Below are 14,925 nucleotides of genomic sequence, written 5' to 3'. Positions count from 1 at the left end.
CGGAAATGTCGTTTCCTTACATCTGTTGGACCTTTGCGTCATAGCGCAGGCAAAGGCGCGCCTCAACGAGAATGAGTTTTCGGCTTTTACAGAAGATGCGGGATTTGTAAGGTCGCGCCCGGAACACGCCAGAAGGGGGCCGCCTTGTCCACAGTCACGCCGATGATGGCGCAATATCTCGAGATCAAAGAGGCCCACGCCGATGCCCTGCTGTTCTATCGCATGGGCGATTTCTACGAGATGTTCTTCGAAGACGCCGTCAACGCCGCCGAGGCGCTGGACATCGCCCTGACCAAACGCGGCAAGCACAACGGTGCCGATATTCCGATGTGCGGCGTGCCGGTGCATTCAGCCGAAGGTTACCTGCTGACCCTGATCCGCAAAGGCTTTCGCGTGGCCGTTTGCGAACAGATGGAAAGCCCAGCTGAGGCAAAGAAAAGAGGCTCTAAATCAGTGGTAAAGCGCGATGTCGTGCGTCTGGTGACGCCCGGTACGCTGACTGAGGACGCGCTTTTGGAAGCCCGCCGCCACAACTTTCTTGCCGCTTATGCCGAGGTGCGCGATGAGGCTGCTTTGGCCTGGGCCGATATCTCAACGGGGGCGTTTCACGTGATGCCTTTGACCTCGGTCCGCCTCAGCCCCGAACTGGCGCGGCTGGCCCCGTCCGAACTGATCGTGGCTGATGGGTCAGACCAACATTTGCAGGAACCGGTTCGTGATCTGGGGATTTCACTGACCCCCATCGGACGCGCCAGTTTCGACAGCACCGCGGCGGAAAAACGTATCTGCGGTTTGTTTCACGTTGGCGCGCTGGACGCCTTCGGGTCGTTTGGCCGCGCCGAAGTCTCCGCCATGGGTGCATTGATCGACTATCTGGAGATTACGCAGAAGGGCAAACTGCCCCTGCTGCAAACACCCCTGAAGGAATCCGAGGACCGCGTTGTCCAGATCGACGCCGCCACACGCCGCAATCTTGAACTGACCCGAGCCCTATCCGGCGGCCGCGCCGGATCGCTGCTGTCGGTGGTTGACCGAACCGTCACGCCGGGCGGCGCACGATTGCTGGACCAGCGCCTATCCAGCCCATCCCGCAATCTGGACGTGATCCATGCCCGGCTGGACGCAGTGACATTTGCGACCGAAGACAGCCTGACCGCCTCGGACATGCGCGAAGCGCTGCGCAAGACACCCGATCTGGACCGCGCCTTATCCCGCCTGTCGCTGGAGCGTGGCGGACCCCGCGATCTGGCCGCGATCCGCAACGGGTTGACGCAAGCTACAGCCATCGCCGGGATTTGCGAAGGTCAGGACCTGCCGGTTCTGCTGGCGACCGCTTTGCAAAACCTTGTCGGTTTTGATGATCTGCTGACCCTGCTGGACGAGGCGCTTGTCGCCGAACCGCCCCTGCTCACACGCGATGGCGGCTTCATCGCTCCCGGTTTCGACACCGAATTGGACGAAGCGCGCACGTTGCGGGACGAAGGCCGCTCGGTCATTGCGGGGTTTCAACAGAAATATGCGGGACATACCGGCATCACTTCGTTGAAGATCAAGCACAACAATGTGCTGGGCTATTTCATAGAAACCACGGCCACCCATGCCGAGAAGATGCTGAACCCGCCGTTCAGCGAAACCTATATCCATCGCCAGACCACCGCTAATCAGGTGCGGTTCACCACCGTGGAACTTTCGGAGATCGAAACCCGCATCCTGAATGCGGGCAATCTGGCGCTTGAGATCGAAAAACGGCTCTATCAAAGGCTATCTGATGAGATTTTATCCCTCGCGGCCCGCCTCAACCAAGCCGCCCGTGGGTTGGCCGAGCTGGACCTGACCACCGCGCTGGCCGACCTCGCACGCGGAGAAAACTGGTGCCGCCCACAGGTCGACACCTCCCGCACATTTGACGTTCAAGGTGGCCGTCACCCGGTTGTGGAACACGCTCTGCGCCAACAAAACGGCGATGCTTTCATTGCCAATGACTGCGACCTCAGCGCAGATCAAGGCGCGGCGATCTGGCTGCTGACCGGTCCCAACATGGCCGGTAAATCGACCTTCCTGCGCCAGAACGCGCTGATCGCGCTGTTGGCCCAGATGGGCAGCTATGTCCCCGCCGAGCAAGCCCATGTTGGCGTCGTCAGCCAGCTGTTCAGCCGGGTCGGAGCCTCCGACGATCTGGCCCGAGGCCGCTCGACCTTCATGGTCGAAATGGTGGAAACTGCGGCAATCCTGAACCAGGCCGACGACCGCGCGCTAGTCATCCTCGACGAAATCGGCCGCGGTACAGCCACTTATGACGGTCTGTCGATCGCCTGGGCCACGCTGGAACACCTGCACGCCGCAAATCAATGCCGCGCCCTGTTCGCCACCCACTACCACGAACTCACGGCACTGGCCGGGAAACTGGAAGGTGTCGACAATGCAACGGTTGCGGTCAAGGAATGGGAAGGCGAGGTGATCTTCCTGCACGAGGTCCACAAAGGTGCCGCAGACCGGTCCTATGGTGTTCAGGTCGCGCAGCTGGCCGGCCTGCCCGCTTCAGTCGTTGAACGTGCCCGCGTAGTTCTGGACCAACTGGAGAAAACCGAGCGCGAAGGTGGCAAACAAAAAGCCCTGATCGATGACCTGCCGCTGTTCTCTGCTGCTCCGCCACCACCACCTCCGGCGGCCAAAGCCTCACCTGTCACGGATATGTTGGATGACATCCTGCCGGATGAGCTGACCCCGCGCGAGGCATTGGACCTGATCTACAAACTGAAAGAGGCGGCCAGAACCTGACCGCCTCAACACTTTTCAGATTTAAAGCGGCTTAGCTTGCAGGCATCGAAGACACACCAACCTGCGCCGGACGCAGCAGGCGATCGTGCAGCATGAAGCCTTCAGCCGAAACCTGAATGATGTCGCCAGCGCGTGTGCCGGGAACAGGAGCTTCGAACATTGCTTCGTGAATATTCGGATCAAACCGATCGCCAACTTCAGGCGTGATCACCTCGATCCCATGTTTCTGGAACACATCCTTCAGGGCGCGCATGGTCAGTTCGACCCCTTCCAGTAGACCGGCGGCAACCTCTTTCTGCTCATCGGTCGCGGCCTCAAGCGCGCGCTTCATGTTGTCGTAGACCGGCAACATGTCACGAGCCAGTTTCGACCCACCATACTGTTCCGCGTCCCGACGCGCCTTGTCACCCCGCTTGCGTGCATTTTCCGCATCTGCCAGCGCGCGCATGAACTTGTCTTTGTAGTCATCACGCTCGGCGCGCAGCTCATCTAGCTCCAGCGCTTCATCGCTGATCTCAGCAAATTCCTCGGCCAGCTCTTCCGCTTCAGCGGCCATGATATCGTCCAGAAATTCTTCGTCTTTGGGCTCTGCCATCTCTTACCCTCTAGCTCCGGTCGGATATCAGCTTGCCGACCAGTTGCGCCGTATAATCCACGATCGGCACGATCCGTCCATAATTCAGACGCGTGGGTCCGATGACCCCGACCGCACCGATTATCTTTCGATCAGCGTTCATATATGGAGACACCACCAAAGAGGAACCCGAAAGTGAGAAAAGTTTGTTCTCAGACCCGATAAAAATGCGTACACCCTCGCCTTCTTCGGTCAATTCAAGGAATTCCGCGATGTCCCGCTTGCGCTCCAGATCGTCAAACAGCGTGCGAATGCGGTCCAGTTCCTCGGCCTCACCGGATTCGCCCAACAGATTCGCCCGCCCACGCACGATCAGACGGGCCGAGTCGCCCCCGTCACCATCCCAGGCCGCCATGCCACTCTCTACCATCTCACGCGCCAAAACGTCGATTTCTTGTTTTCGCGCGTCGATCTGAGTCTGCATCTGACGGCGCACTTCGCTCAAGGTGCGCCCCTCGATCAGTGCATTCAAGAAATTCGCAGCCTCGCGCATCGAGCTGGGTGTTTGTCCAGGTGGCGGAGTGAACAAGCGGTTTTCTACGTGACCATCGGCAAAGACCAGCACGACCAACGCACGATCATGCGCCAAAGAAACAAACTCAATATGCTTGATCTCGGATTCGTGCTTGGGCGTCAGAACCAGCGATGCGCCATGTGTCACGTGTGACAATGCCGATCCGACACGGTCCAGCATTCCACCCACATCGCCTGCGTTAGAGCCTAATGTATGGTCCAGCTTCTGCCGATCATCCGCGCCCAGATCACCAACCTCAAGCAGCCCATCGACAAACATCCTCAACCCTTGCTGCGTTGGAATTCGGCCCGCTGAGACATGCGGGCTGTCCAGCAGGCCCAGAAACTCAAGATCCTGCATCACGTTACGCACGGTCGCGGCACTGACCTTTTCGGACAATGTCCGGGTCAAGGTGCGACTGCCAACCGGCTCGCCGCTGTCCAGATAGCTTTCGACGATCAACCGGAACACCTCGCGCGACCGGTCATTCATCTCGTCCAGAATTCTGCTTGCTTCGCTCATCAGCGGTCCCCTGCTTGATCGTCATTAAATCGCAGGTAAATGAAAGGTCAATCGGGGTTGCATCGTAACGCCACGGGGCGTTATCCCCAACCCAGCAAACAAAGGATTTTCCATGCGACCCTCAGGACGTGATCTAAACGAAATGCGCGCCGTTTCAATCGAAACAGGCTTTACCAAACATGCCGAAGGTTCCTGCCTGATCAAAATGGGCGATACCCATGTGCTGTGTACCGCCACGATCGAGGATCGCGTGCCGCCCTTTATCAAGGGATCAGGCCTGGGCTGGGTCACCGCCGAATACGGCATGCTGCCCCGCGCCACTAACACCCGGATGCGCCGCGAAGCAGCGTCGGGCAAGCAAGGTGGTCGCACTGTCGAGATTCAGCGCCTGATTGGCCGCGCCCTGCGCGCTGGCGTGGACCGGGTCGCACTGGGCGAACGTCAGATCACCGTCGACTGCGATGTGATCCAGGCCGATGGCGGCACCCGCTGCGCCTCGATCACCGGCGGTTGGGTGGCGCTGCGCTTGGCTGTGAACAAGCTGATGAAGGCCGGTGATGTGATCTCAGACCCCTTAGTAGACCCTGTTGCTGCCGTTTCGTGCGGTATTTACGCCGGCCAGCCGGTGCTGGATCTGGACTACCCCGAAGACAGCGAAGCGGGCGTGGATGGTAACTTCATCATGACCGGCTCGGGTAAACTGATCGAAGTGCAGATGAGCGCAGAAGGCTCGGTCTTTAGCCGCGCGCAGATGGATCAGCTGATGGATCTGGCTGAAAAAGGCGTTAGTGAACTCGCTGCCGCCCAGAAGGCCGCCACCGCATGACCCGCAAGTTCGACGGGGATCGGTTATTGGTCGCCACGCATAACAAAGGCAAGCTCGAGGAGATGGCGCATCTGCTTGAACCATTTGGCGTGACCGTTATCGGCGCTGGCGATATGAACCTGCCTGAACCGGATGAAACCGAGGACACGTTCGTCGGCAATGCCCGGATCAAGGCGCACGCCGCTGCCAAAACCACCGGCCTGCCTGCCCTGTCGGACGATTCCGGGATCACCATCGACGCACTGGACGGTGCGCCGGGTGTATACACCGCCGATTGGGCCGAAACCGGCAATGGCCGCGATTTCCTGATGGCGATGACACGTGCCCATAACGAGCTGGAGGCGAAAGGCGCTGCGCATCCCCGCACCGCGCAGTTTCGCTGTACACTGGTTCTGGCCTGGCCCGACGGGCATGATGAAGTGTTCGAGGGTATTGCCCCGGGCCATCTGGTCTGGCCAATCCGCGGCAAAGATGGGTTCGGTTATGATCCAATGTTTGTCCCAGACGGACACGACATTACCTTTGCCGAGATGGATCGCTGGGAAAAGAACAAGATCAGCCATCGCGGCCGCGCGGTGGAGATGTTCGTGAAGGGCTGCTTTGGCGGATGATTGGCGCAACGGGGGCTTTGGCCTGTATGTACATTGGCCTTTTTGCGAGGCCAAATGCCCTTATTGCGACTTCAACAGCCATGTTTCCAAAAATATCAATAAAAAACAATGGCTTGACGCGTATCTGAGCGAATTGTTCCGCTCGGCCTCTGAGACACCCGACCGCGTCCTAAACACGATCTTCTTCGGCGGCGGCACGCCCTCCTTGATGGACCCAGACACCGTCGCCGCCGTGATTGATGAGGCCCGCGCGCACTGGCGTCCTGCCAATGACATGGAAATAACGCTTGAGGCAAATCCTGGCTCGGTCGAGGCGGGACGGTTTGCCGCCTATCGTGATGCCGGGGTGAACCGCATCTCGATGGGTGTTCAGGCGCTGAATGACGAAGACCTGCGCCGCTTGGGCCGCATTCATACAGTGGCCGAAGCGCGTGCTGCCTTCGACATTGCCCGAAATTGCTTTGATCGCGTCAGTTTCGACCTGATCTACGCTCGCCAGCATCAAACCCCAGAAGCTTGGCGCACAGAGTTGACCGAAGCTTTGTCGATGGCCGTCGATCACCTGTCCCTGTACCAGTTGACCATCGAAGACGGCACCGCCTTCGGCGACCGTTATGCCATCGGCAAGTTGCGCGGCCTGCCCGAGGATGACAGCGCTGCCGACATGTATCTGGCCACCCAAGAGATCTGCGAAGCGCATGGCCTGCCGGCTTATGAGGTCTCAAACCACGCCCGCCCCGGTGCGGAATCGCAACATAACCTCGTCTATTGGCGGTATGGAGACTATGTCGGCATCGGACCCGGAGCGCATGGGCGGATCACGCTGAATGGTCGAAAACTGGCGACAGAAACCTATCTGTCTCCGAATGCTTGGCTTTCTGCGGTTTCAGATGGAAACGGAGAAAAAGAACGGACACTGCTTTCACCGCAAGATCAGGCCAATGAATACCTTATGATGGGGCTGAGGATCATAGAGGGCCTAGATATAGAAAGATTCAATGAATTGAACGGGCGCTCTCTGCCGCAAGACAAGCTGGCCGACCTGATTGAGTTCGGCATGATTGAACAAACCGACGAACATCTGATCGCCACCAAGGACGGGCGCGCCGTTCTGAATGCGGTGATCCGGGAATTGCTGGGGTAAATGATGCAATATCTCTGGGCCGCTTTGGGATTGATCTGTGTAGGACTTGCCGCAATAGGGATCGCCCTGCCCCTTTTGCCGACGGTTCCCTTCCTGCTGTTGGCCGCGTTTTTCTTTGCCCGATCCTCCTCGCGCCTACACAATTGGCTGATCTCACATCAGACTTTTGGCCCGTTGATCGTGGACTGGCAAACCTCTGGTGCTATACGCCCAAGCGCAAAAAAGGCGGCCACCCTTTCGATCGCCGCCGTGTTTGGCTTATCTGTTCTGCTCACTTTGCCATCCCACGTTCTGATCGTTCAGGCTGTGGTTCTGAGCTGCGTGATGATTTTTATCTGGACCCGGCCTAACGGCTGAGTTTCGCACAGAGATCGTCTAACTGATCTAGGTTCTCATAGGTTAAAACAACCTGCCCCGTTTCCGTTCCGGCCTTGTGATTGATCACAACTTTCATCGCCAGAATCGCCGAGAGATCTTTTTCCAATGCTCGCGTATCAGCATCCTTGCCCGCATCCAGATTGCGCGAACGCGGCGCTGCTTTCACCGGATCAGCCTGCTGTTTCTTAACAAGCGCCTCGGTTGCGCGCACCGAAAGCCCATCCTTTACAACGATCTTCGCCAGTTCAGAGGGATTTTCTGCCGTAATCAACGCCCGCGCATGACCGGCTGATAACTTGCCTTCGATCACAAGTGTCTGCACATCCAACGGCAACGACAGTAAGCGCAGAAGATTGGCAATATGACTTCGGCTTTTTCCCAATGCTTCGGCCAGCTTTTCCTGGGTATGACCGAAACGATCCATCAATTGCTTGTACCCTGCTGCTTCCTCAACGGCATTCAAGTCAGCACGTTGAATATTCTCGATGATTGCAACTTCGAGCACTTCGGTATCGTCGAATTCACGCACAATAACCGGAATATCATGCAACTGAGCCATCTGAGCCGCACGCCAGCGGCGTTCACCAGCGACGATTTCGTATTCTCCGCCAGAAATCTCGCGCACGATAAGCGGTTGAATGATGCCTTTTTCTTTAACCGATGCAGCCAGCTCATCCAGTTGATCCGTCGAAAAGGTTCTGCGTGGCTGATTTGGGTTTGCCCGCAGCTTTTCTATTGGAACTTTCATATCCGGCCGACGTGGCTCGGCCAGCACCAGTCCTTCGGCTTCCTGCGTGACATCAGCCATCAGGGCAGACAATCCCCGACCCAAACCTCGGGGTTTCGATTTTTTGGCGACCACTGAGCCCTCCTCACTACCGCTTAGGCGGCGATATTCTTATTCTTGTGTATGACTTCACGCGCGAGGTGCCGATATGCCATCGCCCCCAACGACCCTGAGTCATATTGTAGAACCGGCAAGGCGTACGACGGCGCCTCACTGACCCGCACATTTCTGGGTATTTTGGTTTTAAATACCATCTCACCCAGATTGTCACGCGCATCCTGCTCGACCTGACGGGACAAGTTGTTGCGGTTATCATACATGGTCAACACAACACCTTCGATTCTGAGGTCCGGATTCGCAGTTTGGCGAACCTCACGGATCGTCAGCATAAGCTGTGAAAGACCTTCCAGCGCAAAGAACTCGCTTTGCAACGGAACCAGAACGGAATGGGCTGCCACCATAGCGTTCACAGTTAAAAGATTCAGTGAAGGAGGACAGTCTATGAGAACAAAATCCAGTTCAAATTTATCAATCGCCGTTTGGCGCAGAGCGTCATGCAGTAAATAGCTGCGTTTTTCGTTGGAAATCAGCTCAATATCGGCAGAACTCAGATCAACAGTTGCGGGTACGACGAAAAGCCCTTCAATACTTGTCTCTTGCAAGACCGCCTCAAGCGGAGCTTCATCAAGTATCAGATCGTAGGTGGTCCAATCCCGATCTTCCACACCCAAGCCGGTTGATGCGTTCCCCTGGGGATCAAGGTCGACCACCAGCACTCTGCACCCCGCTTCAGCAAGGCCCGCAGCAAGATTTATCGCTGTCGTCGTTTTTCCTACCCCTCCCTTTTGATTGGCAACCGCAATAATCCGGGGCCCAGAGGGACGAGACAGATCAACCACGCGATACTCCTTTAATCCTTAGAATAACAGCTTGGGGCTCAGTTAAACTTGTAATGGGCTCGCATTCGAAATTCCATTCCTCCTGTGCGCCTTCCAGCTCTTTTTTCCAGTTTGCGCCTTTGGGCAACAGGGCTGTGCCCTGTTTTCCCAAATGTCTGTCGCAAAAGGACAATAATATTCTCAATTCAGCCAAAGCGCGCGCGGAAAGGACATCGGCATTTAATGAGGATACATCCTCTATACGCTTGGAAATGACAGTACACCGCACACCACACTCTCGTGCGACGTTACGCAAGAACGCTGATTTTCGTTGATCACTTTCAATGAGCGTAAATTGAGCATCCGGCGCTTCATCGGCGGCCATGATAGCACAAACCATACCAGGAAACCCCCCACCGCTTCCCAAATCGACCCAGGTCTGAAATCCGGCTGCGCAACGGAACACCTGCACGGAATCCAGAATATGGCGTGGCCATATTTCTTTCAAACTGTTCCGGGAAACCAAATTTATCTTTGGATTCCAGCGCTGAACCAACCCTACATAAGTTTCGAGCCGGTCCAATGTTTCACGTGAAACATCCATTCCGGCCAATACTTCGGAACTCATGCCTTGCGCACCTTCTGGTCCCGCCGCAACTTAGCCAGCAACAATGTCAGTGCGGCCGGTGTCACCCCCTCTACACGCGAAGCCTGAGCAATGTTCAATGGTCTCGCACGCGTCAGCTTTTGCTTCATTTCAGATGACAGTCCATCCAAGATAGAATAATCAAAATCACGTGGAATCTCATACGATTCATCACGTTTCATGGCTTCGACGTCTTTTTTCTGCCGCTCGATATAGTTCGCATAAAGCGCATCTCGTTCGACTTGAAGGCGTATTTCCGCAGCCGTATCATCTAGTCCCGGCACTAGTGGCAGAAGGTCATCAAAGGATACATCTGGAAATGCCAACAGCGCCATGCCATCCCGGCGATTTCCGTCCTGATTAACGTTAATCCCAACGGCGCGAACCTCTTTCGGAGTATATGTTCGGTCCGTCAATTTTGATTTGGCCACCCTTAACTTTTCCATTTTTTCAAGGAAATGTGCTTCCCGGGCGTCCTTGACGCAACCAAGATCAATACCCACTGGCGTTAACCGCTGATCTGCATTGTCAGCCCGCAGAGACAGTCGGAATTCCGCGCGCGAGGTGAACATGCGGTAGGGTTCAGCCACTCCGCGCGTGGTTAAATCGTCGATCATTACACCAATATAGCTGTCAGCACGGGTGAAATGCACAGGATCCCGCTTCAAAACAGCGAGGGCGGCATTCAAACCTGCAACAAGACCTTGCGCAGCGGCTTCCTCGTAACCCGTCGTGCCGTTGATCTGACCTGCAAGATATAGACCAGGCACCTCTGGCAATGACAAAAACGAAGTTAAAACCCGCGGGTCAACGTAATCATATTCGATTGCGTAGCCGGGTTGCAGGATCTCGGCGTTTTCCAGCCCTTTAATGGAGCGGACATAATCTTGTTGCACATCTTGAGGCAGTGACGTCGAAATCCCGTTGGGATAAATCGTATGGTCGTTAACACCCTCGGGCTCCAGGAAAATCTGATGAGATTCCTTGTCTGCAAAGCGAACGATCTTGTCTTCGATGGATGGGCAATAGCGGGGGCCTACGCCATCTATATGTCCGCCGTACATGGCAGACCTAGACAGGTTTTTTTCAATTATCTCGTGGGTTTGAGCATTTGTATGCGTAATTCCACACGAGATTTGTGGTGCAGTGACCGAAGTTGACAGAAAAGAAAACAACGTCGGATCATCATCTCCGTGCTGACGTTCAAGGTCTGACCAATCTATCGTCCGCCCATCCAACCTGGGTGGCGTCCCGGTTTTCAAACGTCCTAAAGGTAAATCAAAACTGTCCAGACGTTCCGCCAGCTTTACCGAAGGACGGTCGCCCATTCGACCACCTGGTTTAGAAACGTCGCCAATGTGAATGACACCACGCAAAAAGGTACCAGACGTAAGTATGACGGCACCAGCATGAACCTCAGAACCGTCCGCCAGTTTGATTCCAGCAACTTTCGGTCCGTCCATCAGAAAATCAACAACTTCTCCGACAATGACAGATAGATGTTCCTGCTCTGCTGTCTCTTTCTGCATGGCAGCGCGATACAATACGCGGTCCGCCTGGGTTCTCGGTCCTTGAACCGCGGGGCCTTTTCGACGGTTCAATAGCCGAAATTGAATGCCAGCTTGGTCAGCGACCCGTCCCATGACGCCATCCAACGCATCGATTTCACGTACCAAATGCCCTTTGCCCAAGCCTCCAATAGCAGGGTTACAGGACATGACTCCTATGTCCTGGGCAGACAGAGTCACCAAAGCAGTTTCAACACCCATCCGTGCGGCTGCGTGCGCGGCTTCGGTACCTGCGTGGCCGGCACCAATAACTACCACATCAAATTTTGAATGTTTCACGTGAAACACTCCTTACTTTCCAAGGCAGAAACTGGAGAAAATCTCATCCAGCAGGTCCTCGACCCCTATTCTACCAACCAACGTTTCAAGAGAGCGGATCGCCGTACGTAGTTCCTCTGCTGCAATATCATACAAGTCCGGTCCTGATTCCAGAACCGTCATTGCAGCCGACAGTGATGCACTGGCATCATTCAGCGCGATCCGATGACGCTCCCGCGTTGCTATACCATGACTGGTAGAGCGTTTCCCGAGAACACGCGATATATGGGAAATTAGACGATCAATTCCGAACCCAGTTTTCCCAGAAATCCCATCTGTGGTGTCCCCACGAAGATCTGATTTCGGCAAAAGCTGAATATCTCCATCCACCTTGGAAACACCCAACTCTTTCGGATTTTCAGTCAGAAATACGCGCAGATCAGCCGCTTCTGCACGCTTCCGGGCTAATTCGATCCCAAGGCTTTCAACGTGATCCTCGGTTTCGCGTAACCCGGCCGTATCCAAAAGTGTAACTGGCAACCCGGCAAGATCCATTCGAACCTCGATAATATCGCGGGTTGTGCCTGCGTATTCCGAGGTAATCGCGGCCTCTCGCCCCGCCAAAGCATTCAACAATGTGGACTTACCCGCGTTCGGTAACCCGACGATGGCGACTTCAAATCCGGTTCGGATGCGTTCGGCGATTTTCACACCCTCGGCTTCGCGCTTTAGGTCCTGCAGTACGCCTGTCACCAATGTTCTAACTTCGGGTGTAACGTCAGTCGGAACTTCTTCATCGGCAAAGTCGATCACGGCTTCCAACAAAGATGCAGCCCGGATCAGATCTCGGCGCCACCGTTCAGCCAGATTGCCAAGCTCTCCAGCCAGAATGGTCTGGGCTTGTTTTCGCTGCGCTTCGGTTTCTGCATCGATCAGATCAGCCAGCCCTTCGACCTGCGTTAAATCCATCTTGCCGTTTTCCAGCGCGCGCCGCGTGAACTCTCCAGGCTCGGCTAACCTTAGTCCGTCCTTGTCGGATAGGGTCCTCATCACAGCGTTGACCGCAGCGGTGCTGCCATGAATCTGCAATTCGGCCACGTCTTCGCCTGTGAAACTGGCCGGGGCTTGAAACGTCAGAACCAGCCCGTCATCTAGGCGTGACCCATCAGCGGCATGCAGGGTCCGCACCCGCATGCCACGAGACGGCAGCGGGCTGCCGGTCAGGTCGGCCGCAGCGGAATGCGCCAAAGGGCCAGAGAGGCGGATAACCGCCACCCCGGCTTTGCCTTGCGCGCTGGCCAAGGCGAATATCGTATCCATTCGAAGGCCTCGCTTGGGTCTAAGACCTGTGTCAGGTGTTCATCGAATCGAAGAACTCGCCATTCGTCATGGTCTGTTTCAACTTCGACAACAGGAACTCGATCGCATCGGTCGTGCCCATCGGGTTGAGGATGCGGCGCAGAACGAAGGTCTTGGCCAGATCACCCTTGTCGACCAACAGGTCCTCTTTTCGGGTGCCGGACTTGAGGATGTCAATCGCTGGGAATACCCGCTTGTCTGCAATCTTGCGATCCAGAACGATTTCCGAGTTACCGGTGCCTTTGAATTCTTCAAAGATCACTTCATCCATCCGGCTGCCGGTGTCGATCAGCGCGGTCGCGATAATGGTCAGCGAACCACCCTCTTCAATGTTCCGCGCGGCACCAAAGAAACGCTTGGGGCGTTGCAGCGCGTTTGCGTCGACACCACCGGTCAGAACTTTACCCGAGGATGGGACCACAGTGTTAAACGCCCTACCAAGTCTTGTTATCGAGTCGAGAAGAATAACAACATCTCGTTTATGTTCGACCAAACGCTTGGCTTTTTCGATCACCATCTCGGATACAGCGACGTGGCGTGTTGCAGGTTCGTCAAAGGTCGAGGACACAACCTCACCCTTCACCGAGCGCTGCATGTCGGTCACCTCTTCCGGGCGTTCGTCGATCAGCAGAACGATCAGATAACACTCAGGGTGGTTCTGTTCGATCGAATGCGCGATGTTCTGCAGGATCACCGTTTTACCAGTCCGCGGAGGCGCCACGATCAGCGACCGCTGACCTTTACCGATGGGTGCGACCAGATCGATCACACGGGCCGACTTGTCCTTGATGGTGGGGTCCTCGATCTCCATCTTCAAACGCTCATCCGGGTACAGAGGCGTCAGGTTGTCGAACAGGATTTTGTGCTTGGCCTTCTCGGGGTCTTCAAAGTTGATCTTCGTGACCTTGGTCAGCGCAAAGTACCGCTCATTCTCGTCCGGCGCTTTGATCTCACCTTCAACCGTATCACCGGTGCGCAGCGAATGCAGACGGATCATGTCGGGCGAGACATAGATGTCATCGGGGCCGGGCAAATAGTTCGCCTCGGGCGAGCGCAAAAAGCCGAAGCCGTCTTGCAGCACCTCAAGCACACCATCGCCACCAACGGTCCAGCCTTCGTCCGCGCGTTCGCGCAGGATCTGGAACATCATCTCGCCTTTACGCATGGTCGAGGCGTTTTCGATCTCCAGCTCTTCGGCCATCGCCAGAAGGTCTTTGGGGCTTTTGGCCTTTAGATCGGCCAGATTCAGGGCTTCATTTGTCATCATAAATACCTTCACCGCTGCCAGCGCGGCACGAAGTGGAATTTCAGTACGGAAGATACGCCGCCCGGACGGGCGTGTTGATCCCTACATAAGCGCGACCACGTTTGGAGTCAAATGGCCCCTCAGAACTTCAGAACGACCGCCAGAACGATGGCAACCATCAGAATGGTCGGAACCTCGTTCATCATGCGATACTGCCGCCCAGTGAGCTTATTTTGGCCCTCTAAGAAGTCCTTGCGCCGTGCCATCAGCCAGTGATGGAACCAAGTCATGCCAATCACAGCCGCACCCTTAACCCAGGGCCACGCAAAATCCCATCCGACGATACCTGGCGTGAACACCATGATCAGTCCGCAAACCCAAGCCACGATCATCGCAGGGCGCATGATTACGCGCAGCAACTTCTCTTCCATTTCAAAGAAGATGGTTTCAGCACCGTCGACACTTTGCGCCTTTTCCACGTGATAGACGAACAGTCTGGGCAGATAGAACAACCCGGCCATCCACGAGATCACGGCCATAATGTGTAAAGACTTCACCCACGGGTAAATCGTGAAAAGAAGATCGGTCATTCTGGCTCCGGGCGTTGCTCGGAACTCTCCCTAATAAAAAAATAAGAAAAGAAAAAGGAAGATGGTTTTGTAGGGTGAACAAAATCCGTGGATTACTTTTTTACACATGTGTTTTCCCCAGGTGGAAAAAAGGGAACGCGTTTCAGGTAATTCTGTGAGTTTCAAAAATAAGTTTTAAAAAACAAT

General features: G+C 55.6%; 14 protein-coding genes. 5 read left to right on the top strand and 9 right to left on the bottom strand.

The genetic code is table 11. The features are described 5' to 3' along the window. Positions 1-162: 162 nt before the first annotated feature. On the top strand, positions 163-2,778 hold the full coding sequence (gene mutS / locus ACR0LN_RS12600; protein ID WP_480430155.1) for a DNA mismatch repair protein MutS: 2,616 nt from the start codon (positions 163-165) through the stop codon (positions 2,776-2,778). Between the two features lie 31 nt (positions 2,779-2,809). On the opposite strand, the gene ACR0LN_RS12595 is transcribed toward mutS, so the two are convergent. Then, positions 2,810-3,373, bottom strand: a complete 564-nt coding sequence (locus tag ACR0LN_RS12595) for a nucleotide exchange factor GrpE (RefSeq protein WP_480430061.1) — start codon at positions 3,371-3,373, stop codon at positions 2,810-2,812. Between the two features lie 10 nt (positions 3,374-3,383). Continuing rightward, positions 3,384-4,448, bottom strand: coding sequence for a heat-inducible transcriptional repressor HrcA (gene hrcA, locus ACR0LN_RS12590; RefSeq protein ID WP_480430060.1), 1,065 nt, complete (start codon positions 4,446-4,448; stop codon positions 3,384-3,386). 112 nt (positions 4,449-4,560) lie between these two features. Here hrcA and rph point away from each other — a divergent pair, with 112 nt between their 5' ends. From rph to ACR0LN_RS12570, 4 genes are read left to right on the top strand one after another with little or no spacing between them, the layout of a single operon-like run. After that, a complete protein-coding gene (gene rph / locus ACR0LN_RS12585; protein WP_480430059.1) occupies positions 4,561-5,274 on the top strand; it encodes a ribonuclease PH in 714 nt (237 codons plus the stop codon). After that, entirely contained in the window at positions 5,271-5,885 is a 615-nt protein-coding gene (gene rdgB / locus ACR0LN_RS12580; protein WP_480430058.1) for an RdgB/HAM1 family non-canonical purine NTP pyrophosphatase, read from the top strand. The genes rph and rdgB overlap by 4 nt, the downstream gene beginning before the upstream one ends. Then, the gene (gene hemW / locus ACR0LN_RS12575) at positions 5,875-7,029 is read left to right on the top strand and encodes a radical SAM family heme chaperone HemW (protein ID WP_480430057.1); all 1,155 of its coding nucleotides are present in this window, start codon (positions 5,875-5,877) and stop codon (positions 7,027-7,029) included. The genes rdgB and hemW overlap by 11 nt, the downstream gene beginning before the upstream one ends. A 3-nt stretch (positions 7,030-7,032) precedes the next feature. Further along, a complete protein-coding gene (locus ACR0LN_RS12570) occupies positions 7,033-7,386 on the top strand; it encodes a YbaN family protein (RefSeq protein WP_480430153.1) in 354 nt (117 codons plus the stop codon). Here the strand turns inward: ACR0LN_RS12570 and ACR0LN_RS12565 are convergent. From ACR0LN_RS12565 to ACR0LN_RS12535, 7 genes are all read right to left on the bottom strand, one after another. Beyond that, entirely contained in the window at positions 7,376-8,269 is an 894-nt protein-coding gene (locus ACR0LN_RS12565) for a ParB/RepB/Spo0J family partition protein (protein WP_480430056.1), read from the bottom strand. The two genes, ACR0LN_RS12570 and ACR0LN_RS12565, sit on opposite strands and share 11 nt — an antisense overlap. A gap of 20 nt (positions 8,270-8,289) precedes the next feature. Beyond that, complete coding sequence (locus ACR0LN_RS12560) at positions 8,290-9,093, bottom strand: ParA family protein (protein ID WP_480430055.1); 804 nt, start codon at positions 9,091-9,093, stop codon at positions 8,290-8,292. Further along, complete coding sequence (gene rsmG, locus ACR0LN_RS12555) at positions 9,086-9,700, bottom strand: 16S rRNA (guanine(527)-N(7))-methyltransferase RsmG (RefSeq protein WP_480430054.1); 615 nt, start codon at positions 9,698-9,700, stop codon at positions 9,086-9,088. The genes ACR0LN_RS12560 and rsmG overlap by 8 nt, the downstream gene beginning before the upstream one ends. Continuing rightward, a complete protein-coding gene (gene mnmG, locus ACR0LN_RS12550) occupies positions 9,697-11,574 on the bottom strand; it encodes a tRNA uridine-5-carboxymethylaminomethyl(34) synthesis enzyme MnmG (protein ID WP_480430053.1) in 1,878 nt (625 codons plus the stop codon). The genes rsmG and mnmG overlap by 4 nt, the downstream gene beginning before the upstream one ends. A gap of 3 nt (positions 11,575-11,577) precedes the next feature. Further along, positions 11,578-12,864, bottom strand: a complete 1,287-nt coding sequence (gene mnmE / locus ACR0LN_RS12545) for a tRNA uridine-5-carboxymethylaminomethyl(34) synthesis GTPase MnmE (protein ID WP_480430052.1) — start codon at positions 12,862-12,864, stop codon at positions 11,578-11,580. Positions 12,865-12,895: 31 nt separating this feature from the next. Next, complete coding sequence (gene rho, locus ACR0LN_RS12540) at positions 12,896-14,167, bottom strand: transcription termination factor Rho (RefSeq protein WP_480430051.1); 1,272 nt, start codon at positions 14,165-14,167, stop codon at positions 12,896-12,898. A gap of 122 nt (positions 14,168-14,289) precedes the next feature. After that, on the bottom strand, positions 14,290-14,739 hold the full coding sequence (locus ACR0LN_RS12535) for a CopD family protein (RefSeq protein WP_480430050.1): 450 nt from the start codon (positions 14,737-14,739) through the stop codon (positions 14,290-14,292). Positions 14,740-14,925 lie beyond the last annotated feature (186 nt).

Source organism: Ruegeria sp. AA6, assembly GCF_056542865.1.
This window is presented reverse-complemented; position numbering and strand designations above follow the sequence as displayed.